Annotated in this window: 25 protein-coding genes; 21 read left to right on the top strand and 4 right to left on the bottom strand. The window is 68.9% G+C overall.

The features are described from left to right. The first annotated feature begins 47 nt into the window (after positions 1-47). Positions 48-914 (top strand): putative endonuclease domain-containing protein, encoded by an 867-nt coding sequence (locus NTM_RS27985; protein WP_163769244.1) that lies wholly within the window; start codon positions 48-50, stop codon positions 912-914. Here the strand turns inward: NTM_RS27985 and NTM_RS27980 are convergent, their stop codons facing one another. The 3 genes from NTM_RS27980 to cofD are packed head-to-tail and all read right to left on the bottom strand — an operon-like array spanning position 915 to position 3822. Further along, the gene (locus tag NTM_RS27980; protein WP_163769665.1) at positions 915-1478 is read right to left on the bottom strand and encodes an NUDIX hydrolase; all 564 of its coding nucleotides are present in this window, start codon (positions 1476-1478) and stop codon (positions 915-917) included. A gap of 8 nt (positions 1479-1486) precedes the next feature. Next, positions 1487-2827 carry a coenzyme F420-0:L-glutamate ligase gene (locus NTM_RS27975; RefSeq protein ID WP_163769243.1) on the bottom strand — a complete coding sequence of 447 codons (1341 nt, stop codon included), beginning with the start codon at positions 2825-2827 and terminating at the stop codon, positions 1487-1489. Further along, entirely contained in the window at positions 2824-3822 is a 999-nt protein-coding gene (gene cofD / locus NTM_RS27970) for a 2-phospho-L-lactate transferase (RefSeq protein WP_163769242.1), read from the bottom strand. The genes NTM_RS27975 and cofD overlap by 4 nt, the downstream gene beginning before the upstream one ends. A gap of 423 nt (positions 3823-4245) precedes the next feature. Between cofD and NTM_RS27965 the strand changes: the two genes are divergently transcribed. Further along, positions 4246-4515 carry a WhiB family transcriptional regulator gene (locus NTM_RS27965; RefSeq protein ID WP_179964101.1) on the top strand — a complete coding sequence of 90 codons (270 nt, stop codon included), beginning with the start codon at positions 4246-4248 and terminating at the stop codon, positions 4513-4515. Between the two features lie 9 nt (positions 4516-4524). Here NTM_RS27965 and NTM_RS27960 read toward each other — a convergent pair whose 3' ends face one another. Next, a complete protein-coding gene (locus tag NTM_RS27960; protein WP_083143116.1) occupies positions 4525-4947 on the bottom strand; it encodes a metallopeptidase family protein in 423 nt (140 codons plus the stop codon). Positions 4948-5078: 131 nt separating this feature from the next. Between NTM_RS27960 and NTM_RS27955 the strand changes: the two genes are divergently transcribed. The 19 genes from NTM_RS27955 to hpf all read left to right on the top strand — a co-directional run bounded on the left by NTM_RS27955 (position 5079) and on the right by hpf (position 23586). Further along, positions 5079-5510, top strand: coding sequence for a DUF3499 domain-containing protein (locus tag NTM_RS27955; RefSeq protein WP_083143115.1), 432 nt, complete (start codon positions 5079-5081; stop codon positions 5508-5510). A 91-nt stretch (positions 5511-5601) separates the two neighbouring features. After that, positions 5602-6999, top strand: a complete 1398-nt coding sequence (locus NTM_RS27950; RefSeq protein WP_163769241.1) for a phosphomannomutase/phosphoglucomutase — start codon at positions 5602-5604, stop codon at positions 6997-6999. Next, entirely contained in the window at positions 6996-8111 is a 1116-nt protein-coding gene (locus NTM_RS27945; RefSeq protein WP_232079866.1) for a TobH protein, read from the top strand. Before NTM_RS27950 ends, NTM_RS27945 begins: the two co-directional genes overlap by 4 nt. Before the next feature lie 5 nt (positions 8112-8116). Continuing rightward, positions 8117-9343, top strand: a complete 1227-nt coding sequence (gene manA, locus NTM_RS27940; RefSeq protein ID WP_163769240.1) for a mannose-6-phosphate isomerase, class I — start codon at positions 8117-8119, stop codon at positions 9341-9343. Between the two features lie 96 nt (positions 9344-9439). Beyond that, complete coding sequence (locus tag NTM_RS27935) at positions 9440-10921, top strand: APC family permease (protein WP_163769239.1); 1482 nt, start codon at positions 9440-9442, stop codon at positions 10919-10921. A gap of 313 nt (positions 10922-11234) precedes the next feature. After that, positions 11235-12455 carry an alkane 1-monooxygenase gene (locus NTM_RS27930; protein ID WP_163769238.1) on the top strand — a complete coding sequence of 407 codons (1221 nt, stop codon included), beginning with the start codon at positions 11235-11237 and terminating at the stop codon, positions 12453-12455. Further along, positions 12452-12616, top strand: coding sequence for a rubredoxin (locus NTM_RS27925; RefSeq protein WP_163769237.1), 165 nt, complete (start codon positions 12452-12454; stop codon positions 12614-12616). The genes NTM_RS27930 and NTM_RS27925 overlap by 4 nt, the downstream gene beginning before the upstream one ends. A 3-nt stretch (positions 12617-12619) precedes the next feature. Next, positions 12620-12832, top strand: a complete 213-nt coding sequence (locus NTM_RS27920; RefSeq protein ID WP_104863148.1) for a rubredoxin — start codon at positions 12620-12622, stop codon at positions 12830-12832. Positions 12833-12954: 122 nt separating this feature from the next. Beyond that, entirely contained in the window at positions 12955-13596 is a 642-nt protein-coding gene (gene alkX / locus NTM_RS27915; protein ID WP_163769236.1) for a TetR family transcriptional regulator AlkX, read from the top strand. A 215-nt stretch (positions 13597-13811) separates the two neighbouring features. After that, positions 13812-15272, top strand: coding sequence for an adenosylhomocysteinase (gene ahcY / locus NTM_RS27910; protein WP_104863150.1), 1461 nt, complete (start codon positions 13812-13814; stop codon positions 15270-15272). A 1-nt stretch (position 15273) separates the two neighbouring features. After that, positions 15274-15768, top strand: coding sequence for a hypothetical protein (locus NTM_RS27905; protein WP_163769235.1), 495 nt, complete (start codon positions 15274-15276; stop codon positions 15766-15768). 55 nt (positions 15769-15823) lie between these two features. After that, complete coding sequence (locus NTM_RS27900; RefSeq protein WP_163769234.1) at positions 15824-16456, top strand: dTMP kinase; 633 nt, start codon at positions 15824-15826, stop codon at positions 16454-16456. Between the two features lie 85 nt (positions 16457-16541). Continuing rightward, positions 16542-17195 carry a hypothetical protein gene (locus NTM_RS27895; RefSeq protein WP_104863153.1) on the top strand — a complete coding sequence of 218 codons (654 nt, stop codon included), beginning with the start codon at positions 16542-16544 and terminating at the stop codon, positions 17193-17195. Between the two features lie 76 nt (positions 17196-17271). Next, positions 17272-17958, top strand: a complete 687-nt coding sequence (mtrA, locus tag NTM_RS27890; RefSeq protein WP_024448556.1) for a two-component system response regulator MtrA — start codon at positions 17272-17274, stop codon at positions 17956-17958. Positions 17959-18000: 42 nt separating this feature from the next. Beyond that, a complete protein-coding gene (mtrB, locus tag NTM_RS27885) occupies positions 18001-19647 on the top strand; it encodes an MtrAB system histidine kinase MtrB (RefSeq protein WP_104863154.1) in 1647 nt (548 codons plus the stop codon). A gap of 5 nt (positions 19648-19652) precedes the next feature. Then, positions 19653-21404, top strand: coding sequence for an MtrAB system accessory lipoprotein LpqB (gene lpqB, locus NTM_RS27880; protein ID WP_163769663.1), 1752 nt, complete (start codon positions 19653-19655; stop codon positions 21402-21404). A gap of 58 nt (positions 21405-21462) precedes the next feature. Then, positions 21463-21870, top strand: coding sequence for a QcrA and Rieske domain-containing protein (locus NTM_RS27875; protein ID WP_170312004.1), 408 nt, complete (start codon positions 21463-21465; stop codon positions 21868-21870). 117 nt (positions 21871-21987) lie between these two features. Then, positions 21988-22608, top strand: a complete 621-nt coding sequence (locus NTM_RS27870; protein WP_163769233.1) for a ComF family protein — start codon at positions 21988-21990, stop codon at positions 22606-22608. Between the two features lie 288 nt (positions 22609-22896). Further along, positions 22897-23586, top strand: a complete 690-nt coding sequence (hpf, locus tag NTM_RS27865; protein WP_104863157.1) for a ribosome hibernation-promoting factor, HPF/YfiA family — start codon at positions 22897-22899, stop codon at positions 23584-23586. Positions 23587-23662 lie beyond the last annotated feature (76 nt).

Raw genomic sequence — 23662 nt, 5'->3', positions numbered from 1 at the left:
TGGCGACGCGGCGGTGATCTGTCGGCGCAACGGCGCAGGGTCGGCACATGGGCACCGTCATTCTCGGCACCGAAGCAGTCGCAAGCGGCCTCGTCACCCCGGGTCAGTTGCGGTATGCGTATCGCAGGCTGTATCCCGACGTATATGTGCCGCGGTCACAGCCGGAGACCCTGGCAGACCGCGCCGTCGGCGCGTTTCTGTGGTCCGGCCGCCGCGGAATCGTCACCGGCAGGGCCGCGGCCGCACTTCACGGCGCGCGATGGATCAGCAACGGGGCGCCGATCGAATTGATCTACGGCTGCAGGCGACGCCCCGCAGGAATTATTGCCCGCAACGAGAGAATCGATTGGGACGAGGTCCAGCAGAAGGGTGACTTGAATTGCGTCACCGTACAGCGGGCTGCGCTCGACCTGGGTAGGCATCTGCCGCTGGGCCAGGCCGTGGCGCAACTGGATGCACTCGCCAACGCCACGCCCTTGACGCCGGAGATGATGCGCCCACTGGTCGACCGCTACAGCGGTGCGCGGGGGATGAAGAACCTGCGCCGGGCCTTGGAACTGATGGACGGCGGCGCGCAGTCTCCCCGGGAAACCTGGCTACGACTGCTTCTGATGCAAGAGTTCCCGCGACCTCGGACGCAGATACCCCTCGTGAACGAATGGGGCGAACCCGTCATCTATCTCGATATGGGTTGGGAACAGGCACGAATCGCGGTTGAGTACGACGGTGCCCACCATCAAGAGGATCGCGCGCAATATGTCCGCGATGAGAAGCGCCGCCGACTGATCCAAGCTCGGGACTGGCTGTACATCAAGGTAATCAAGGAGGACAGGCCTGAAGAGATCAGAGCGCGGGTCCGGCACGCCTGGGCGTCTCGCGAGAACGGCATCACGGTAGCCAAGCGGGCGTCGTGACTACCGTGTTGGCGGTTTCGCGGGGCGCGCGAGGCGCGCGGCGGCCGCCGCGAGTTGGGTGAGGCCGAAATCGGAGTCATCGGGCAGCTTGTCGAGCGGCCACCACTTCAAGTCGAGCGACTCGTCACTGCGCACGATCTCCGCGCCTTCGGGGGCATGCACCACGAACTGCACGTCGAGGTGACGCGTGGGCACGCCCAGCGAGCAGGTCACCGGATGTACATGCAGCGCGGCCGGTTCCGGCGTGATCGCCAGCCCTTCGATGCCCGACTCCTCGGTCGCTTCGCGCAGCGCCGCGGCCACGATCGTCTCGTCCTCGGGTTCGCAATGCCCGCCGAGTTGCAGCCACCGCCCGAACCGCGGGTGCAGCGTCAGCAGTGCCTGCTCGCCGCGGTGGTCCACCACCAGCGCCGAGCCGGTGATGTGGCCGGGCACGCACTCGCGCAGACAGGCGTCCTCACGCGCGGCCAGGAACGCCAGATACGCGTACCGCAGCGAATCCTGCGCCGGGTCCGGCGCATCCCACGCCGTGAGGACGTCGACGGTGGACTGGTGCAGGCTCATCGACGAAGTCATCGCCGAACCAGCAGGCCGTCGGTCGGAACCGGATCGCGCGGCGTGGGAGGTTCCTGCCCGTATCCGATCGCGATGGCGCCCAACGGCTCCCAATCGTCCGGCAAATCCAATGACGTACGCACCAGATCCGGCGCGAAGATCGTCGACCCGATCCAGCAGCTGCCGACGCCGCGCACCGCGAGGGCGACCAGCAGGCCCTGCACCGCCGCTCCGGCGGCCACCGTGAACATCGTGTGTTCGGCCGCGGTCCGCTGCACGTCCGGATAGCTGTGCGCGCCGTCGGGAACCATGAACGGGATCACCAATTCCGGTGCGTCGTAGAGGATCTGTCCGCGGCCGACTCGCCGCTCGACGGATTCGGGGTCGCGGCCGTCGCCGAGCAGGTCGGCGCGCCAGCGCTGCTTCATCTCGTCCAGCAGCGCCACCCGCACCGCACCGTCTTGCACCCACACGAACCGCACCGGGCGGGTGTGGTGCGGCGCGGGCGCGGTCAGCGCCTCACCGACCGCGGCCTCGATGAGCGCGCCGTCCACCGGCTCGGACGAAAACTGGCGCACCGAGCGCCGCAGCAGCTGCGCCTGCGAGCGGCCCAGCGCCAGCGCCTCGTCGGTGCCCAGCCAGAACAGGTCCTCCTCGCCGGCGCGCACCAGATTGCGCGCCGAGGACCCGTCGTCCCGCACCGCCAGTCCGCGCACCACCGCGACCGGCACCGCGGTCAGCTTGCCCTTCACCAGATCTGCCGCGGCGGCGATCTCGTCGGCCACCGCGATCTCGGTGACGATCAGCTCGTTGCCGTGCTCGTCGTGTTCGCCGGCGTAGGCGTGCAGCACCGCCAGCCCGGCCGACCCGATTGCGACGTCGGTCTGCCCGGTCCGCCAGGCCCGCCCCATCGTGTCGGTGACAACGACCGCGACCCGGACCCCGAGCCGCTCGTGCAGCGCCGCGACCAGAGCCGCCGCACTGCCGTCCGGATCGACCGGCAGCAGCGCCAGTTCGTTCGAGTCGACGTTCGACCCGTCCACGCCGGCGGCGGCCTGCACCAGGCCCAACGCGTTCTCGGTGATCAGCGTGCGCCCCTTGCGGGCCAGCACCCGCACCGCCTCACCGTCGATCAGCTTGCGTCGCAGCGCATCCCGTTCTTCGGGGTCCGACGGGGCGGCGACCATCCGGCCCTCGGTCTTGGACAGCACCTTGCTGGTGACCACGACCACGTCGTCATCGCGCAGCCACGGGGCCGCGGCCGCGATCGCCGCGGCGAGATCGTCACCCGGACGGAACTCCGGCAGCCCCGCCACCGGCAGGATCTCGACGGGCGCCGAGGTGCCGTGATCGCTCACAATGTGACCCCGCCCAGTTCCATTCCGGCGCGCACCATCTCGGCGGTGACGGCGGGCTCGGTCATCAACAGCGGTACGGCCTTGACCTTCACACCGTCGATCTCGGCGTGGTCACCCTCGTGGACCAGCCAGCCGTCCAGGATGCCCGTCGACGAACGCGCGCCATAGTAGTTGCCGACCGCCTCGGAGGTGCTGGGCACCCCGATCACGGACAGGCACGCGTCGGCCATGCCGCGCAACGGCTTTCCGGCGATGATCGGGGAGTAGCCGATCACCGGCGCTTTCGTCGAGCGCAGCGCGGCGCGGATGCCGCCGATGTTGAGGATCGCCCCGACGCTGACCACCGGGTTCGACGGCGCGATCAACACGATGTCGGCGTTCTCGATCGCGTCGGTGACACCGGGTGCGGCAGTGGCCTTGTCGGCCCCGATGAACGCGAAGCTGTCGGTCGGCACCTGGGCGCGGTAACGCACCCACCATTCCTGGAAGTGGACGGCGCGTTTCTCCCCGGCCGACTCGCCGGGGCCGGGATCGGTGATCACCACGTGCGTTTCGCAGCGGTCGTCACTGGCGGGCAGCAGCCGCGCGCCGGGGGACCAGCGCCGGCACAGCGCTTCGGTGATGTCCGAGAGCGGGTAGCCCGCACGCAACATCTGGGTGCGCACCAGATGGGTGGCGAGGTCGCGGTCACCGAGCCCGAACCAGTCCGGCTGTACCCCGTAGGCCGCGAGTTCCTCTTTGGCGTTCCAGGTTTCGTTCTTGTGACCCCAACCACGCTCGGGGTCGATGCCACCACCGAGGGTGTACATGCAGGTGTCCAGGTCAGGGCAGATGCGGACCCCGAACATCCATGCATCATCACCAACATTGACCACAGCGGTCACTTCATGATCATTGGTATCTTGAGTGCTGTACTGCCCCAAGCCCAATAGATGTTGGACACCGAGCAGGAACCGTGCACCGCCGACACCGCCGACCAGAACCGTGACCTTCACAACGAACGAGACTAGGCGGTCCAACCCCGTCGAGGGGCGGCCGGTGGGGAGGGTGATAGACACGCCACAGCGCGACGCGCCGAAAACAAGTCACGGAATGGTATGAATTCCTGTTCCAGCGCTTGACCGGGGCAGCTAACGCGTGTGTAATCACACCAGTGTCATTTCGCGGTTCTCCGGCCGGTTCCGGTGTCGCAGACCGAGATTCGATCACTTGTTCGAATGGGGATGGTCTCGCGGATTTCGCGAGGCTGGCAGATACGGAACTACGAGACCCGTGGAGGAGGGGAAATGGCATTTGAACAGGCGGATTTCGACGATTCGGCAGCGTTCGAGAACAGGCTCCTCGGCTCGGTAGGGAGTGCGCCGCACATCCAGACCGGTCCGGTGCAGTCGGGGGCGAACGGACGTCCCCAACTCAGTCTGGTGCCCGAACACGTCGATCACTTCAGCGACGACTTCGACCCGCTGGACGAAGACCAGTGGCAGGAACGCGCCCTGTGCGCCCAGACCGATCCGGAAGCGTTCTTCCCCGAGAAGGGCGGCTCCACCCGCGAGGCCAAGCGGATCTGTCAGGGCTGCGAGGTCAAGGACGCGTGCCTGGAGTACGCCCTCGCCAACGACGAGCGCTTCGGTATCTGGGGCGGTCTCTCGGAGCGGGAGCGCCGTCGCCTCAAGCGCGGCATCATCTAACGAGCCGCGCTAGTCGTCGTCCAGAGTCGGGTCGATGACAGACGGTTCCACGCCCAGATACGTGGCTACCTGAGCCACCAGCAATTCATGCAGAAGGTCGGTCAGCTCGTCGGTGTCTTTGGCCCGGCGCTCGATCGGCTTGCGGAACAACACAATTCGCGCTCGTGTGGAGTTCCCGCGGACGTCCACCCCCGCCGGGATCAGCCGGGCCAGGGCGATCGGGCCGTCCGCCACCACCTCCGGCGGCCACTGCACACTCTCCGGATCTTTCGGGGCCAGCCGCGGAATCTCGTCGACCGCGACGTCGAGCGCGGCCACCCGGTCGTGCCAGCGCCGCTCGATCGGCTCGTAAGCCTCCAGCACCGCCATGTCGAAACGTTCGGCGCGGCTGCGCCATCCCGGAACGGTCGGTGGGAGCAGCGGTCCGCGCATCTCCCGGCCCCGCCGCGACCCCCGATGCTGGCGCCTGGTCACGGACAAGATCGTAACGGTTGGGCTTCGGCCGCCTCACAACCGCGCGTGTCCGGCGGCACGGGGACGTTCCTGCACGATAACCTCCTGCTGTGAATGTTCCCCGTCGCTGCTGCCGGCCTGGGTGCCCGCACTATGCGGTCGCGACGCTCACCTTCGTCTATGCAGATTCGACGGCTGTCGTCGGCCCGCTGGCCACCGTGTCCGAGCCGCACTCGTGGGATCTGTGTGTCATGCACGCCGGTCGCATCACCGCCCCGCGCGGGTGGGAGCTCGTTCGCCACGCCGGTCCGTTGCCCTCACACCCCGATGATGATGACTTGGTGGCGTTGGCTGACGCAGTTCGAGAAGGTCGCGAAGGCCCCGTCCCATCCGGCGGTGTGACAGCCGGCTTCACCACAGGCTTCACCGACCCGGTCACCGGAGCGCAGGGCGGCGCGCTGATGGCGCCCCCGGCGCGGCGGCCCGAGACCAACGGCCGACGCCGCGGTCACCTCCGCGTGTTGCCCGACCCCACGGACTGACCGGAACCCGGACCCCGCGACGACACCGCGTACAGCCAACCCGCGACGGCTAGGCTGGAGCACCGAACAGTCTCTTCGTCCAAGGAGTCCCATGTCTCGTCCCGCCGAGGCCGTGCAGCGCGTCATCAAGGCATATGACGTGCGTGGACTGGTCGGCGACGAGATCGACGAGCCGTTCGTCGCCGACGTCGGCGCCGCGTTCGCGCGGCTGGTCCGCGACAGCGCAGACCAGCCCGCCACCCAGGTCGTCATCGGCCACGACATGCGCGCCAGCTCGCCGGCATTGGCGAAGGCGTTCGCCAAAGGTGTGTTGGCCCAGGGCCTCGACGTCGTCCACATCGGCCTCGCCTCGACCGACCAGCTGTACTTCGCGTCGGGTTTCCTCGATTGTCCGGGCGCGATGTTCACCGCCAGCCACAACCCGGCCGCCTACAACGGCATCAAGCTGTGCCGCGCCGGCGCCAAGCCGGTCGGTAAGGACACCGGGTTGTCGGTGATCAGCGACGAGGTGATCGCCGGGATTCCCGGCTACGACGGCCCGCGCGGATCGGTGTCCGAACGCGACGTCCTCGCCGACTACGGAGACTTCCTGCGTTCCCTGGTCGACATCGGCGGTGCGCGTCCGCTGCGCGTCGCCGTCGACGCCGGCAACGGGATGGCCGGGCACACCGCCCCCGCGGTGTTGGGACCGATCAAATCGGTCACGGTGGAGCCGCTGTACTTCGAGCTCGACGGCGATTTCCCGAACCACGAAGCCAACCCGCTGGACCCGGCCAATCTGGTGGACCTGCAGAAGTACGTCGTCGAGGTCGGCGCCGACATCGGGCTCGCGTTCGACGGCGACGCCGACCGCTGCTTCGTCGTCGACGAACGCGGCCAAGCCGTCTCACCGTCGGCGGTCACCGCGCTGGTCGCTGCCCGCGAGCTGGGCCGCGAGATCGGCGCGACGATCATCTACAACCTGATCACCTCGCGGGCGGTGCCCGAACTGGTCACCGAACGCGGCGGCACCCCGGTGCGCTCGCGCGTCGGCCACTCCTATATCAAGGCCCTGATGGCCGAGACCGGCGCGATCTTCGGCGGGGAGCACTCCGCGCACTACTACTTCCGCGACTTCTGGGGCGCCGACTCGGGCATGCTCGCCGCGCTGCACGTGCTGGCCGCACTCGGCGAACAGGATCGGCCGCTGTCGGAGATGATGGCCGACTACCAACGCTACGAGGCCTCCGGCGAGATCAACTACACCGTCACCGACGCGCCCGCGATCGTGGACTCGGTACTGCAGGCCTTCGGCGGCCGCGTGCAGGCGATCGACCACCTCGACGGGGTGACCGTCGACCTCGGCGACGGTCGGTGGTTCAACCTGCGGATGTCGAACACCGAACCGCTGCTGCGGCTCAACGTGGAGGCCCGCGACGCCGCGGAGGTCGAGGAGCTTGTCGACGAGATCGGTGGGTACATCACCTCAGGTGCAAGGGAATCGACGTGAGCACCAGCCCTCTGTCGGCGGCTGAGGTCGACCTCGACGACACCGACGGCCTGCTGGCCGCCGACCGCCACGGGCTGCTCCGGGCGGCGTCGATGGCGGGTGCGCAGGTCCGTGCCACCGCGGCCGCACTCGACGAGGGTGACCTCGACGGCCTGCGGTCCGACGCGCCGCCGCGCACCGTCGTGTGGGTGGCCGGCCCCGGCACCGCCGAGGCCGCGGGCTCGATACTGGCCGCGGTGCTCGCCGGCTCGGTCGGTGCGCCGATCGTCGTCGCCGCCGAAGCGCCGCCGTGGATCGGCGCGCTCGACGTGCTCGTCGTCGCCGGCGACGACCCCGCTCAGCCGGCGTTGGTCAGCGCCGCCGCGACTGCGGTGCGCCGCGGGGCGCGGGTCGTGGTCGTCGCCCCGTACGAAGGACCGCTGCGCGACGCGACGGCCGGACGATCCGTGGCGGTGCCGCCGCGGCTGCCCGTTCCCGACGACTTCACGTTGGCGCGCTACCTCGCCGCCGGCCTGGCCGTGCTGGACGCGATCCTGCCCGGGTTCTCCCTGGACCTGGCCGCACTGGCCGACGCCCTGGATGCCGAGGCGATCCGAAACAGCGCCGCCCGTGAGCTTTTCACCAACCCGGCCAAGGCGCTGGCCGACCGCATGCGCGACCGCGAGGTGGTGTTCGCCGGTGACTCCGCGGCCACCGTCGCGTTGGCCCGGCACGTGTGCACCGTGTCGCTGCGGATCGCCCACCGTGTGATGGCCGCCGCCGGGCTCGCCGACGCACTGGCGGCGATCGCCACCGGCTGGGGGCGTGACGCCGCCGCCGGGGAGGCCTCGATCTTTCACGACGAAGAACTCGACGGGCCGGTGCCGCGGCGGACCCGCACCTTCGTGCTGACCACCGACGCCGAACGGCCCGCCGTATCAGCGCGATTGAGGGGTTTCGACGACGTGCACGTCGTCAACGCCGACGACGTCCCGGACGTCGCGGTGCCAGGGGGGAACAGCGAGCCGGGCTCAGCCACGACGCTCGGAGCCACGCGTCCCGAACAACAATTGGCGCTGTTGGCGGTCCGCCTCGAGATGGCGGCGGTCTACCAGCGGCTGGTTCGAGGTTGAAACGAGTGCATCTGCTCAGAGGTGCGGTGCGGACCTATGCATGGGGTTCGCGGACCGCGATCGCCGAGTTCGTCGGAGCACCAAGTCCCACTGCCCATCCCGAGGCCGAGCTGTGGTTCGGCGCCCACCCGGGCGACCCGGCCTGGCTGCAGACCGACGACGGGGAACGTTCGCTGCTCGACGCGCTGCGCGAGGACCCGGAAGGGGAACTCGGCGCCGCGGTGCGTGCCCGGTTCGGCGACACGCTGCCGTTCCTGGTCAAGGTCCTCGCCGCCGACGAGCCGCTGTCGCTGCAGGCGCACCCGAGCACCGAGCAGGCGATCGAGGGATTCGCCCGCGAGGACCGGCTGGGCATCCCGGTCAACGCCCCGGACCGCAACTACCGCGACCGCAGCCACAAACCCGAAATCATCGTCGCCCTCAGCCAATTCGAGGCGCTGGCGGGTTTCCGTCCCGCCGCCCGATCGGTCGACTTGATGCAGGCGCTCGGGGTCGCCGACCTCGACCCGTACATCAACCTGCTGCTGGGCCAACGCGACGAGGACGGGCTGCGCGCGCTCTTCACAACGTGGATCACCTGCCCGCAGCCCGATCTCGACGTGCTGGTGCCCGCCGTGCTCGACGGCGCGATCGACTACGTCCGGTCCGGCGAGCGGGAATTCGCCCGCGAAGCCAAGACCGTGCTCGAGCTGGGGGAGCGCTACCCCGGAGACGCGGGAGTGCTGGCCTCGCTGCTGCTCAACAGGCTGTCGCTGGCACCGGGGGAGGCGTTGTACCTGCCTGCCGGCAACCTGCACGCCTACCTGCACGGCGTCGGGGTCGAGGTGATGGCCAACTCCGACAACGTGCTTCGCGGTGGACTCACCCCCAAGCACGTCGACGTCCCCGAACTGCTGCGCGTGCTGGACTTCACCCCGGCCGAGGACGTGCTGGTGACCCCGGAGACGATCCGCGACGGCGCTGAGATCGTCTACCCCACACCGGCACCCGAGTTCGCGGTGTCGGTGGTCAACATCGACGGCGACGCCGTCGGCCACGAGATCGACGCGCCGATCCGCTACGACGGGCCGCAGGTGCTGTTGTGCACCGAGGGTGCGGTGACGGTGCACGCCAAGGCGTCGGCGGTCGACCTGGCCCGAGGTGCGGCGGCGTGGGTTTCGGCGGACGACGGCCCGATCAGGCTCAGCGCGCAGGAACCGACACGACTGTTCCGGGTGACCGTCGGGCTGTAGTCCACCGCGCACCGATCACGATCGCGTCCTTTTGGCCCATTGAGTCCCGCGGGAGTGGGTACATTCCGCTGAGCCGATACGAAAAGAGGACGGTCGATGGCGAACGAACCCGACACCCAACCGGCGGGCAGGCTGCGGCTCAAGTCGGTTGAACAGTCGATTGCCGACACCGACGAGCCGGACACCAAACTCCGCAAAGACCTGAACTGGTGGGACCTGACCGTCTTCGGTGTCTCGGTGGTGATCGGCGCGGGCATCTTCACCATCACCGCGTCGACCGCGGCGAACCTGACCGGGCCCGCGATCTCGGTGTCGTTCATCATCGCCGCGATCGCGTGCGGGCTGGCCGCGCTGTGCTACGCCGAGTTCGCGTCCACGGTGCCCGTCGCCGGTAGTGCCTACACCTTCTCCTATGCGACGTTCGGCGAGTTCGTCGCGTGGATCATCGGGTGGGACCTGATCCTCGAGTTCGCCGTCGCTGCAGCGGTTGTCGCGAAGGGCTGGTCAAGCTATCTCGGCACCGTCTTCGGGTTTGCCGGCGGCACCGCGGAAGTGGCGGGGCTGCAACTGGATTGGGGCGCGCTGATCATCATCGCGTTCGTCACCCTGATCCTGGCGATGGGGACCAAGCTGTCGGCGGGCGTCAGCCTCGTCATCACCGCGCTCAAGGTCGCGGTGGTGCTGCTGGTGGTGATCGTCGGCGCGTTCTACGTCAAGGTCGCGAACTTCTCGCCGTTCGTGCCGGCGCCGGAGCCGGGCCACGGCGGGTCGGGCACTGAGCAGTCGCTGTTCTCGCTGATCACCGGCGCCGAGGGGAGCAGTTACGGCTGGTACGGCCTGCTCGCGGGTGCGTCCATCGTGTTCTTCGCGTTCATCGGCTTCGACATCGTCGCCACCACCGCCGAGGAGACCAAGATCCCGCAGCGCAACGTGCCGCGCGGCATCCTGGCTTCGCTGGCGATCGTCACCGTGCTCTACGTGGCCGTGTCGGTGGTGCTGACCGGGATGGTCAGCTACACCGAACTGCGCGAGGCCGAGACGCAGAACCTGGCGACGGCATTCGCGCTCAACGGTGTGGACTGGGCCGCCAAGGTCATCTCGATCGGCGCGCTGGCGGGCCTGACCACGGTGGTGATCGTGCTGGTGCTGGGGCAGACGCGGGTGCTGTTCGCGATGTCGCGGGACGGGCTGCTGCCCACCCAGCTGGCCAAGACCGGCTCGCGCGGCACGCCGGTGCGCATCACGCTGATCGTCGGCGCCGTCGTCGCGGTGACGGCCACGGTGTTCCCGATCGACAAGCTCGAAGAGATGGTCAACATCGGCACGCTGTTCGCGTTCGTGCTGGTGTCGGCCGGCGTGATCGTGCTGCGCCGGTCCCGTCCCGACCTGGACCGCGGCTTCCGGACGCCGTGGGTGCCGGTGCTGCCGATCTTGTCGATCATCGCGTGCGTGTGGCTGATGCTGAACCTGACCGGGCTGACGTGGATCCGGTTCGGGCTGTGGATGCTGATCGGCGTGGTGGTGTACTTCCTCTACGGCCGCCGGCACTCGCTGGTCGGTAAACGCCTGGTCAAGTAGGTGGTCCGTTCGCCTGGCGAGCGCGCGTTTCTGTACGCCGCCACGCCGTAATCCCTGACGCACACGTCGCGCTCGCCCGCCGCGAGCGCGACGTTTGTGCTGTCCGGTGGATTCGTTTCGGCCTTCCGGGCGCGTTCGTCGGCCGCCGAACGCGCGGTCCCGCACGAATTCCATGGCGCGTCGGCGAGCAAACGCGCGCGCTCGCGGAGCCAGTGTGCTTTACAAAGAACGGTTCTATGTCTAGACACCCGACAAAATGAGCTATATAGTCAAGATCGATCGGTGATGGCACTCACAGCGAGGAGGCACTGAGATGACCACCCAGGAAATGACCGAGCCCAGAAACGTCGAGCAGTGGCGCGACAAGAAGCGCTACCTATGGCTGATGGGGCTTATCGCGCCGACGGCGTTGTTCGTCGTGCTGCCGGTGGTGTGGGCATTGAACGCGATCGGCTGGCACGCCGCGGCACAGGTGCCGCTGTGGATCGGACCGATCCTGCTGTACATCCTGCTGCCGGTCCTCGACCGGTTCTTCGGCCCCGACGGGCAGAACCCGCCCGACGAGGTGATGCAGCGACTGGAGAACGACAAGTACTACCGCTACTGCACCTACGCCTACATCCCGTTCCAGTACGCCAGCGTCATCCTCGGCGCGTACCTGTTCACCGCGTCGGACCTGAGCTGGCTCGGCTTCGACGGCGCGCTGCCGTGGCCGGCCAAGATCGGCCTGGCATTGTCGGTCGGGCTACTCGGCGGCGTCGGCATCAACACCGCGCACGAAATGGGGCACAAGAAGGAATCTCTGGAGCGCTGGCTGGCGAAAATCACTCTTGCGCAGACGCTTTACGGTCACTTCTACATCGAGCACAACCGCGGCCACCACGTGCGCGTCGCGACGCCCGAGGATCCCGCGTCGGCCCGCTTCGGTGAGACGTTCTGGGAGTTCCTGCCGCGCAGCGTGTTCGGCAGCCTCAAGTCCGCGTGGGAGTTGGAGGCCAAACGGCTGGAGCGTGCCGGCAAGAGTAAGTGGCACTGGTCGAATGACGTGCTCAACGCCTGGGCGATGTCGCTGGTGCTCTACGGCGTGCTGATCGCGGTCTTCGGCTGGGCGCTGATCCCGTACATCCTGATCTCGGCGGTCTTCGGCTTCACGCTGCTCGAAACGGTGAACTACCTCGAGCATTACGGGCTGCTGCGGCAGAAGCTCGACAGCGGCCGCTACGAGCGCTGCGCACCGGTGCACAGCTGGAACTCCGACCACATCGTGACCAATCTGTTCCTGTACCACCTGCAGCGGCACAGCGACCATCACGCCAACCCGACCCGCCGCTACCAGACGCTGCGCAGCATGGAAGGCGCACCGAACCTGCCGAGTGGATACGCGTCGATGATCGCGCTGACGTACCTGCCGCCGGTGTGGCGCAAGGTGATGGACCACCGCGTCCTGGACCACTACGACGGCGACCTCACCCGGGTGAACATCCACCCCCGCGTCCGCGACAAGGTGCTCGCCCGCCACGGAGGGCAGGCGTGACCACCTACCGCTGCCCCGGCTGCGATTACGTCTACGACGAAGCCAAAGGCGAACCGCGAGAAGGCTTTCCGGCCGGGACGCCGTGGAGCGAGGTGCCCGACGACTGGTGCTGCCCGGACTGCGCGGTGCGCGAAAAGATCGACTTCGAGAAACAGGAGTGAGCAATGGCCGATGAGCGCTCGCGCGAAGAGCAATCAACCGACTACAAGGTGTACGTGTGCGTGCAGTGCGGCTTCGAGTACGACGAGGCCAAGGGCTGGCCCGAGGACGGCATCGCCCCGGGCACGCGCTGGGACGACATCCCCGACGACTGGAGTTGCCCGGACTGCGGCGCGGCGAAGTCGGACTTCGACATGGTCGAGGTGTCGCGGCCGTGAGTGCGCAGTCGGTGGCCGCGAGCGTGCGTGATGCGCCGCGACACGCTGAGCAGGAGCGCGCAGACACGCGCGCTCGCGGTGCAAGTCCCGGACCGGTGGGCGCAACCGTTATTGTCGCGCCTGTGGGCGGGGTCAGCGACAAGCGCATCAGTTACGCCGAGGCGTCGCGGGTGCTGCTGCGCGACTCGATCCTCGACGGCATGCGCGAGATGCTGTTGGCCCGCGACTGGTCCCAGATCACGCTGTCCGACGTCGCCAAGGCCGCCGGCATCAGCCGCCAGACCATCTACAACGAGTTCGGATCCCGGCAGGGCCTGGCCCAGGGCTACGCGATGCGCCTGGCCGACCGGCTCGTCGACCAGATCCACACCGCGATCAACGGCAACATCGGCGACGTGTACGCCGCGTTCCTGCAGGGCTTCCGCGACTTCTTCGTCGAGTCCGCGGCCGATCCGCTGGTGATCTCGCTGCTGACCGGCACCTCCAAACCGGACCTGCTGCAGCTCATCACCACCGACAGCGCGCCGATCATCAACCACTGCTCGACCCGGCTCACCGAATCGTTCATGAGCAGCTGGGTGCGGTGCAGCGAAGAGGACGCCGGGGTGCTGGCCCGCGCGATCGTGCGGCTGGCGATGAGCTACATCTCGATGCCGCCGGAAGCCAACTCCGGCACATCGTCCGCCCGCGGACACGACGTGGCGCGCGACCTGGCCCGCCTGATGACGCCGTTCGCCGAACGCTACGGCGTCGTCGAGGACTGATTCGGCGGCTGACCCGGCGCTGAAAAGCCAGGTGACGGGACGGCCATGCCCGGCCCGCGGACCCGAGGCGCTACGGTGTCATAGACGCCCCTGGCCGGCAGAGCGCTTCAACCGCCTGTCCCGCGAGCCCGCAGGCCTGGGTGTCCGCGCAGGCGTTGTCGTCTACACGCGTGCGCTCTCACAGGTAACTGACGAACCATAAGGGGCTCTACTACATGACTGCTCTGACCGCCGATGTCCGCAACGGCATCGACTACAAGGTCGCCGACCTCTCGCTGGCCGAGTTCGGCCGCAAGGAGATCCGTCTCGCCGAGCACGAGATGCCCGGCCTGATGGCGCTGCGTCGCGAATACCACGACGTCCAGCCGCTCAAGGGCGCGCGCATCTCCGGTTCGCTGCACATGACCGTGCAGACCGCCGTGCTGATCGAGACGCTGACCGCGCTCGGTGCTGAAGTTCGATGGGCGAGCTGCAACATCTTCTCCACCCAGGACCACGCGGCCGCGGCCGTCGTCGTCGGCCCCAACGGCACCCCGGAGGAGCCCAAGGGCACCCCGGTCTTCGCCTGGAAGGGCGAGACGCTGGAGGAGTACTGGTGGGCCGCCGAGCAGATGCTCACCTGGGAAGGCGAGCCGGCCAACATGATCCTCGATGACGGTGGCGACGCCACCATGCTGGTGCTGCGCGGTGCGCAGTACGAGAAGGCCGGCGTGGTGCCGCCCGCCGAGGACGACGACCCGGCCGAATGGAAGGTCTTCCTGGCGCTGGTCCGCGAGGGCTTCGAGAAGGACAAGACCAAGTGGACCAAGATCGCGGAGTCGGTCAAGGGTGTCACCGAGGAGACCACCACCGGCGTGCTGCGCCTGTACCAGTTCGCCGCCGCCGGTGAGCTCTCGTTCCCGGCGATCAACGTCAACGACTCGGTCACCAAGAGCAAGTTCGACAACAAGTACGGCACCCGGCACTCGCTGATCGACGGCATCAACCGCGGCACCGACGCCCTCATCGGCGGCAAGAAGGTGCTGATCTGTGGCTACGGCGACGTCGGCAAGGGCTGCGCCGAGTCGATGGCCGGCCAGGGTGCGCGCGTCCAGGTCACCGAGATCGACCCGATCAACGCGCTGCAGGCGCTGATGGACGGCTACGACGTGGTCACCGTCGAGCAGGCGATCGGCGACGCCGACATCGTCATCACCTCGACCGGCAACAAGGACATCATCACCCTCGAGCACATGAAGGCGATGAAGGATCACGCCATCCTGGGCAACATCGGCCACTTCGACAACGAGATCGACATCGCCGCCCTGGAGCGCTCGGGCGCGACCCGCATCAACATCAAGCCGCAGGTCGACGAGTGGACCTTCGGTGACACCGGCAAGTCGATCATCCTGCTGTCCGAGGGCCGCCTGCTGAACCTGGGCAACGCCACCGGCCACCCGTCGTTCGTGATGAGCAACAGCTTCTCCAACCAGGTGATCGCACAGATCGAGCTGTGGACCAAGAACGACGAGTACGACAACGAGGTCTACCGGCTGGCCAAGCACCTCGACGAGAAGGTCGCCAAGATCCACGTCGAGGCCCTCGGCGGCACGCTGACCCGGCTCACCAAGGAGCAGGCGGAGTACATCGGCGTCGACGTCGAAGGCCCGTACAAGCCGGAGCACTACCGCTACTGACGTGGCAAAACTGCTGAGCGCGGTGACGCTCGGAATCGCGCTGGCCCTGACCGGATGTCAGGGCCAGCCGGCCTCCGAGGAGGCCACCGATACGAGCGTCACCGCGACCCGGCCCGCCCCCGAGATCCGGCACGACACCGAGGAACTGGCCACGACCTTCCCGGCGCTGGGGGCCCCGGTCGCGGCGTCGTGGATCACGTGGGACAACAGCGGATCCACCGAACCGTCGCGGCTGTCGCTGCAATGGATCGACGCCGTCGTCGAGGTCACCCCGGAGACGATGGCGGGCCTGGTGGACCGGTACGGCGCCGAGGATCACGGGAACCGGCCGGCCGTGCAGAAGGTCCTCGAGCCCGAACTGCCGCCCGGGCCGTTTCTGACCGGGGTGGAGCTGAACATGTACTTCGGCGGCCCGCGCCGCAGCACCCGGGTGTTCCTGGACCCGGCGGCCGACACCGTCGTGCTGCAGTCCAGCATCGCGGGCCGCGCCCAGTGAGCCGACGCGCGTCCCGCCGAAATCTGTTGGTTGTCGCGGACGTTAGGCTCGCGCAGTGCTCATCGTGATCGAAGGCGTCGACGGCGCGGGCAAACGGACCCTGACCAACGGCCTGCGCGCCGCGTTCGAATCCGGCGGCCGGTCCGTGGCAACCCTGGCATTCCCGCGCTACGGGGTGTCGGTGCCCGCCGACGTCGCCGCCGAGGCCCTGCACGGCCGCCACGGCGACCTCGCGGACTCGGTGTACGGCATGGCGATGCTGTTCGCGATGGACCGCGCCGGCGCGCGCGACGAGATCGACCACCTCACCTCGGCCTACTCGGTGGTGATCCTGGACCGCTACGTCGCGTCCAACGCCGCCTACAGCGCGGCCCGCCTGCATCAGGGTGCCGACGGCGAGGTCGTCGAGTGGGTGCGCGATCTGGAGTTCGGCCGACTGCGGCTGCCGGCGCCGACGTGGCAAGTGCTGCTTGACGTTCCGACCGAACTCGCCGCAGCGCGGGCGGCCGGCCGCGAAGCCGAGGAAGCCGACCGGGCACGCGACGCCTACGAACGCGACGGCGGACTGCAACGCCGCACCGGGGCCGTCTACGCCGAGCTGGCGACCGCGCAATGGGGCGGGCGATGGGCGGTGGTCCCGCCCGACGTCGACGCCGCCGACCTCGCTGCCCGGCTGATTTCGGGTTGACCTCCGGTTACCGCGCGCGTTGTGACACCAGTGGATAAGATCAAGTCCCGGGGATAACGCTTCGGTAACGACACCAGGGGGACCGTTGCTCATCGAATCGCGAATCCACACCACTGCTCTGCCCACGCTGGACCACCTGCTGGCCTGTGTCGAGTCTGCCGTGCAGCGGTACGACCAAGGGCGCTACAGCGAGGCCAAGGAGCTGGCCGGACACCTGCGCGCGGTGCTGTTCCGCCGCGACGGCTCCGATGCGCTCAACGGTCACCGTGACACCCTGACCTGGGTCGACACCGCCGGGGTCATCAACCCGAAGACGACGAGCGCGGCCGCCGCGCTGACGCTGATGCGAATCCGCAGCAGGCGCGGAGGCTGCGGCGAATTCGTCCCGAAGCTCGCGATGTACCCGCCGGCACCGATCCGCACCCGCGACGGCGACCAGATCCTCAGCGGCTCCCGCATCCCGTTCGACCACTGGTGGACCAACCCGGTGCTCCAGGACGCCGACGGCCTGCAGTTCTCCCGCAAGCAGCTCATGCTCGCGCTGGCACCCGGTGACGACCGCGAGGCCCGCGCGGCGCGGCGCGCGCTGTCGCGCAGCAAGGCGCTGCGTGCGGTGCTGGGCGACCTGCCCGCCCACCGGTTGTGCGAGAGCCCGGTGACCGCCAGCATCCGCCAAATCGGCCACGAGGTGCTGCAATCGCTGGCCGAACAACGGCATCTGCTCGAAGCCGCCGCCTGAGCATCTCGCTTAAACCACGCTCAACTCGCAAAACACCCCGCGTGGTAGCCGCGGTTTATCGCTTTCTGGTGACACCATGGACACCATGAGGCAAAGGATCCTGGTAGTCGACGACGACCCTTCGCTCGCCGAGATGCTCACCATCGTGCTGCGGGGGGAGGGTTTCGACACCGCGGTCATCGGTGACGGCACCCAGGCGTTGACCGCCGTCCGCGAATTGCGACCCGACCTGGTCCTGCTGGATCTCATGCTGCCGGGCATGAACGGCATCGACGTGTGCCGGGTGTTGCGGGCCGATTCCGGTGTGCCGATCGTGATGCTGACCGCCAAGACCGACACCGTGGACGTGGTGCTCGGCCTGGAGTCCGGCGCCGACGACTACGTGATGAAGCCGTTCAAGCCCAAGGAACTGGTCGCGCGCGTGCGCGCCCGGCTGCGGCGCAACGAGGACGAGCCCGCCGAGCTGCTGTCCATCGCCGACGTCGACATCGACGTGCCCGCGCACAAGGTCACGCGCCAGGGTGAGCAGATCTCGCTGACCCCCCTGGAGTTCGACCTGCTGGTGGCGCTGGCACGCAAACCACGCCAGGTGTTTACTCGTGATGTGCTGCTCGAACAGGTGTGGGGTTACCGTCACCCCGCGGACACCCGTTTGGTGAACGTGCATGTCCAGCGCTTGCGGGCCAAGGTCGAGAAGGACCCGGAGAACCCGCAGGTGGTGCTGACCGTTCGAGGAGTGGGATACAAGGCCGGACCTCCGTGATCGGACGGCTCGTCTTGAGGCTGCAGTCGTGAAGCGGCAGCCGTGATCTTCGGCTCGCGCCGACGGATCCACCGCCGGTCGGCCCCGTTGCTGCGCGGCCTTGCCGCGCTGGGCCGCGCGCTGAGCCTGGTGTGGCGGCGGTCCCTGCAACTGCGCGTCGTCACCTTGACGCTCGGGTTGTCGCTGGCCGTCATCATGGTGCTCGGCTTCGTGCTGACCAGCCAGATCACCGACCGGATCCTGGAGGTCAAGGTCGGCGCCGCGACCGAGGAGATCGAGCGCGCCCGCACCACCGTCAGCGGCATCGTCGGCGGTGAGGAGACCCGCTCGCTCGACAGCAGCCTGCAGTTGGCCCGCAACACCCTGATCGACCGCAAGGCCGACGCCGGCGCGGGTCTGGCGGGCACCTTCGACGCCGTCCTCGTCGTGCCGGGTGACGGCCCGCGCGCGGCGACCGCCGCCGGCCCGGTCGACCAGATTCCGGCCACTCTGCGCGATTTCGTGAAGGCCGGACAGGTCAGCTACCAGTACTCCACGGTGCACACCGACGGGTTCTCCGGGCCGGCGCTGATCGTCGGCAGCCCGACGTCCTCACCGGTGACCAACCTCGAGCTCTACCTGATCTTCCCGCTGAACAACGAGGACTCCACCATCGCGCTGGTGCGCGGAACCATGGCCACCGGCGGCGTCGTGTTGCTCGGCCTGCTGGCCGCGATCGCGCTGCTGGTGGCGCGCCAGATCGTGCTGCCGGTGCGGTCGGCGTCGCGGATCGCCGAACGGTTCGCCGAAGGACATCTGACCGAACGCATGCCGGTGCGCGGCGAGGACGACATGGCGCGGCTGGCGGTGTCGTTCAACGACATGGCCGAGAGCCTGCACCGCCAGATCACCCAGCTCGAAGAGTTCGGAAACCTGCAGCGCCGGTTCACCTCCGACGTCAGCCACGAACTACGCACCCCGCTGACCACGGTGCGGATGGCCGCAGATCTGATCCACGACCACGCCGAGGACCTGGACCCGGCGCTGCGGCGCTCCACCGAGCTGATGGTCAGCGAACTCGATCGGTTCGAGTCGCTGCTCAACGACCTGCTGGAGATCTCCCGCCACGACGCCGGTGTCGCCGAGCTCGCGGTCGAGGCCGTCGATCTGCGGTCCATCGTGCAGCGCGCCCTCGACAACGTCGGGCACCTGGCCGAGGGCGCCAGCGTCGAGATGATCGTCGACATGCCCACCGAGGACGTCATCGCCGAAGTGGATCCCCGCCGGGTGGAACGCATCCTGCGCAACCTGATCGCCAACGCGATCGACCACGCCGAGCACAAGCCGGTGCGCATCCGGATGGCCGCCGACGCCGACACCGTCGCGGTCACCGTGCGCGACTACGGCGTCGGCCTGCGCCCCGGCGAGGAGAAGCTGGTGTTCAGCCGGTTCTGGCGCGCCGATCCGTCCCGGGTGCGCCGCTCCGGCGGCACCGGCCTGGGCCTGGCGATCAGCATCGAGGACGCCCGCCTGCACCAGGGCCGGCTCGAAGCCTGGGGCGAACCCGGCAAGGGTGCCTGCTTCCGGCTCACCCTCCCGCTGGTGCGCGGCCACAAGGTCACCAGCAGTCCGCTTCCGGTGAAACCGATCGAACGGCCCGCCGGCGCACCGAACCGGCGGGTGCGGGAACCGGCAGGAGAAGGCGTGTGACGCGGATGCGCCTGGTGGCGTTGGTGGCGGCGCTGCTGCTGATCGTGACCGGCTGCGCCGGGGTGCCGAGCTCGTCGTCGCCGCAGGCGATCGGCACCGTCGACCGGCCCGCCCCGCCCAGCCTGCCCAAGCCGACCCCCGGCATGGACCCCGACGTGCTGCTGCGCGAATTCCTCAAGGCCACCGCCGATCCGGCCAACCGGCACCTGGCCGCACGGCAGTTCCTCACCGAATCCGCCTCGGCGGCATGGGATGACGCGGGCAGCGCGCTGCTGATCGACAATGTGGTGTTCGTCGAGACCCGCACCCCCGAGCGTGTCACCGTCGCGATGCGCGCCGACATCCTCGGATCTCTTTCGGACATGGGCGTTTTCGAGACCGGCGCGGGCGCGCTGCCCGACCCCGGCCCGATCGAACTCGCCAAGACCCGGGACGGGTGGCGGATCGACAAGCTGCCCAACGGCGTCTTCCTGGACTGGCAGCAGTTCCAGGCCACCTACAAGCGGCACACGCTGTACTTCGCCGACCCCACAGGCAAGACCGTGGTACCGGACCCGCGCTACGTCGCGGTATCCGAACCCGACCAGCTGGCAACCGAATTGGTGAGCAAGCTGATCGCGGGCCCGCGGCCGGAGATGGACAAGACGGTGCGCAACCTGCTCGGCCCGCCGCTGCGGCTGCGCGGCCCCGTGACTCGCGCCGACGGCGGAAAGACCGGTGTCGGGCGCGGCTACGGTGGCGCGCGGATCGACCTGGAGAACCTGTCGACCACCGACCCGCACAGCAGGCAGTTGCTTGCCGCACAGGTCATCTGGACGCTGTCACGGTCCGGGATCAACGGCCCGTATGTGATCAACGCCGACGGCGCCGCCCTCGACGACCGGTTCGCCGAAGGCTGGGACACCGGTGACGTCGCCGCCACCGACCCCGGCGCGGCCGACGGCGCCGCCGCCGGACTGCACGCGCTGGTCGGCGGCTCCCTGGTACGCCTCGACGGTGACCGCGCGCCGCGGGTGCCCGGCTCGTTCGGGCAGATCCCCGGCCAGGTCGCCGCGGCCCTGTCCCGCTCGGGCCAGGAGGTCGCCTCGATCGTGACGCTGCGGCCCGGCGCCCCCGATATGGCGTCGTCGCTGTGGGTCGGGCCGGTGGGCGGCAACGCCGCGCAGGTGATGGACGGCCGCAGCCTGACCCGGCCGAGCTGGTCGCTCGACGACGCGATCTGGGTCGTCGTCGACGGCAACACCGTGGTCCGCGTCATCCAGGACGCGTCCGGGCAGCCGGCGCGCATCCCCGTCGACGCCACCGCGGTGCAGACCCGCTTCGGCGGCGGCATCACCGAACTGCAGCTGTCCCGCGACGGCACCCGCGCGGCGATGGTCGTCGACGGAAAGGTGATCCTCGCCGGGGTGCAGCAGACGCCCGGGGGAGGGTACGCGCTGACCTACCCGCGCCGGCTGGGCTACGGGCTCGGCGAGACCGTGGTGTCGTTGTCGTGGCGCACCGGCGACGACATCGTGGTGACCCGCACCGATCCCCAGCACCCGGTGTCCTACGTCAACCTCGACGGCGTCAACTCCGACGGCCCGAGCCGCAACCTGCTGATGCCGGTGCGGTCGGTGGCGGCCAACCCGTCGGCGGTCTATGTGTCCGACAGCCGTGGCGTGTTGCAGTTGTCCGGTTCGGCGGCCGAAGACCCGGGCTGGGTCGAGGTGCGCCCACTGATGACCGCGGGTGCGCTACCCGTACTGCCGGGCTGACACAGGCCTGCCGCCGGAACAGCCCTCCGGTGGTCCAGCTCGACGGGAAGGTGAGTCCATGGGCATCGAGGACGTGCGGGTTCCCCGCAAGACGGTGATCGCCGGCGCGGGAATCGGCCTGGCCGCCGCCGCGGTCGCGGCGTGCTCGAGCGGGTCGGAGTCCTCCTCGCCGGAGGCGCCGCCGTCGGGCAAGGCGCTGGCCCCGACGGCCGACGTGCCCGTCGGGTCCGGCGTGATCGTCGGCGACGTCGTGCTGACCCAGCCGGCGGCCGGCGACTTCAAGGCGTTCTCCGCGGTGTGCACCCACACCGGATGCCTGGTGAACAAGGTCGCCGACGGGTCCATCGACTGCCCGTGCCACGGCAGCCGGTTCGGGCTCGACGGCGCGGTGCTCGACGGCCCGGCGTCCAAGCCGCTGAACCCGGTGGCGGTTCGGGTGCAAGGGGATTCGATCGTCACGGCCTAGCGCCGCCGCTCTCGCGAAACCGCCACCACGGTCGTCAGCCGCGGCAGATCGCTACCGTGGTAGCGGTTTCGCGAAGCCCCGGCCACCGGTGTCGGACCCGCGCCCGACACTGGCGTCATGCTCGACCTGATGCTGCCGCTGCAGTGCGGGGGCTGCGACACCGCGGGCACCGCGTGGTGTGCGGCCTGCGACCGCGAGCTCACGGTCAAACCCGACGAGCCGCACGTCGTCTCACCGCGGCTCGACCCCGGCGTGCCGGTGCTGTCGCTGGGCCGCTACGCCGGGGCGCGGCGCAGCGCGATCGTCGCGCTCAAGGAGCACGGCCGCGCCGACCTGCGCGCCCCGCTGGCCGCGGCGCTGCGCACCGGCCTCGACCACCTGCTCAGCTGGGGCGTCGTCGACGCGCCCGTCACTCTCGTCCCCGCACCCACCCGCCGCTCGTCGGCCCGGCGCCGCGGCGGCGACCCGGTCGCCCGCATCGCCGCCCTGGCCGCGCGCGACGAGGCTGTCGCCCCGGTCCTGCGGATGAGGGCGTTCACCAGAGACTCCGTCGGGCTGTCCAGCGCGGCACGGCAACGCAACGTGGCGGGCCGGGTGCGCCTGACGGCGCCGGTCGCCGGCCCGGTGATCATGGTCGACGACGTCGTGACCACGGGGGCCACCGCCACCGAGTCGGTCCGTGTCCTGCAAACCGGTGGCGCCGTTGTCCTCGCGGTCCTGACTTTGGCGAACGCGTGACCGTGTGACGGCCATTACCGGCAGATCATCTGCGGGTGAAGATGTGAAAACAGGTCTGGCCAATTAGTGGCACGGAAGGTGAACAGCGACTACCGTCGGCACCAACCAACCGTGAACGGTCACGGACGGCGCTCCGGATGAGAGCGCCGGTGTCGCGGCAGCGATGGGAGGTGATCTGTAGACACCTTGCACCGGCGAGCGGCGCGACCAGGTATGCCCCGTCGGCGCGATTACTTCCCGGCCGGCACGCGTTGAGCGTGCGTACGCGAGAGAATCGAGTTGCCAAGTATGACAAGTCATTCCGTGAAAACCGACAGCGCGATGCTGATGGACGCCGACAGTGCGGATACACCAGCGGGCATGCCCAACGCCGAGGTGGTGGTCAAGGGACGCAATGTCGAAGTGCCCGACCACTTCCGCACGTATGTCGCCGAGAAGCTCTCCCGCATCGAGCGGTTCGACCGTTCGATCCAGCTGTTCGACGTCGAGCTCGATCACGAGAAGAACCGCCGTCAGCGCAAGAACTGCCAGCACGTCGAGATCACCGCACGCGGCCGCGGGCCGGTCGTGCGCGGCGAAGCCTGCGCCGACAGCTTCTACGCCGCCTTCGAAGCCGCGGTGAGCAAACTCGAAGCACGCCTGCGCAAGGCGAAGGACCGACGCAAGATCCACTACGGCGACAAGACGCCGATGGCCCTCCACGAGGCCACCACGCCCCAGCATCTCGAGGACGCTTTCGCGGCCGTGGCCGCCGACACGTCGCCGGACGCCCACGAGGCGGTGGTCGACGACCACGAGCCGGGACGGATCGTGCGCGTCAAGGAGCATCCCGCGACCCCGATGACGGTCGACGACGCGCTCTACGAGATGGAACTCGTCGGCCACGATTTCTTCCTGTTCCACGACAAGGAGAGCGATCGCCCCTGCGTGGTGTACCGCCGCCATGCGTTCGACTACGGATTGATCAAACTCGCCTGATGGCCTGAGCAGGCAGAAGTCCCCCGGAGACGCGTACTCCGGGGGATTTCTGTATTTGACGCGGCCCGGTACCGTC

It is taken from the genome of Mycolicibacterium parafortuitum, from assembly GCF_010725485.1.
Lineage (GTDB): Bacteria > Actinomycetota > Actinomycetes > Mycobacteriales > Mycobacteriaceae > Mycobacterium.
This window is presented reverse-complemented; position numbering and strand designations above follow the sequence as displayed.

What these genes read in the sequence shown, in the direction of transcription:
- lpqB (WP_163769663.1), top strand. Translation starts at nt 19,653, where the DNA reads ATGCGCCTGGTGGCGTTGGTGGCGGCGCTGCTGCTGATCGTGACCGGC.
- NTM_RS27930 (WP_163769238.1), top strand. Translation starts at nt 11,235, where the DNA reads ATGACCACCCAGGAAATGACCGAGCCCAGAAACGTCGAGCAGTGGCGC.
- NTM_RS27980 (WP_163769665.1), bottom strand. Translation starts at nt 1,478, where the DNA reads ATGAGCCTGCACCAGTCCACCGTCGACGTCCTCACGGCGTGGGATGCG.
- NTM_RS27870 (WP_163769233.1), top strand. Translation starts at nt 21,988, where the DNA reads ATGCTCGACCTGATGCTGCCGCTGCAGTGCGGGGGCTGCGACACCGCG.
- NTM_RS27920 (WP_104863148.1), top strand. Translation starts at nt 12,620, where the DNA reads ATGGCCGATGAGCGCTCGCGCGAAGAGCAATCAACCGACTACAAGGTG.
- NTM_RS27985 (WP_163769244.1), top strand. Translation starts at nt 48, where the DNA reads ATGGGCACCGTCATTCTCGGCACCGAAGCAGTCGCAAGCGGCCTCGTC.
- NTM_RS27875 (WP_170312004.1), top strand. Translation starts at nt 21,463, where the DNA reads ATGGGCATCGAGGACGTGCGGGTTCCCCGCAAGACGGTGATCGCCGGC.
- ahcY (WP_104863150.1), top strand. Translation starts at nt 13,812, where the DNA reads ATGACTGCTCTGACCGCCGATGTCCGCAACGGCATCGACTACAAGGTC.
- hpf (WP_104863157.1), top strand. Translation starts at nt 22,897, where the DNA reads ATGACAAGTCATTCCGTGAAAACCGACAGCGCGATGCTGATGGACGCC.
- mtrA (WP_024448556.1), top strand. Translation starts at nt 17,272, where the DNA reads ATGGACACCATGAGGCAAAGGATCCTGGTAGTCGACGACGACCCTTCG.
- NTM_RS27950 (WP_163769241.1), top strand. Translation starts at nt 5,602, where the DNA reads ATGTCTCGTCCCGCCGAGGCCGTGCAGCGCGTCATCAAGGCATATGAC.
- NTM_RS27935 (WP_163769239.1), top strand. Translation starts at nt 9,440, where the DNA reads ATGGCGAACGAACCCGACACCCAACCGGCGGGCAGGCTGCGGCTCAAG.
- NTM_RS27960 (WP_083143116.1), bottom strand. Translation starts at nt 4,947, where the DNA reads ATGCGCGGACCGCTGCTCCCACCGACCGTTCCGGGATGGCGCAGCCGC.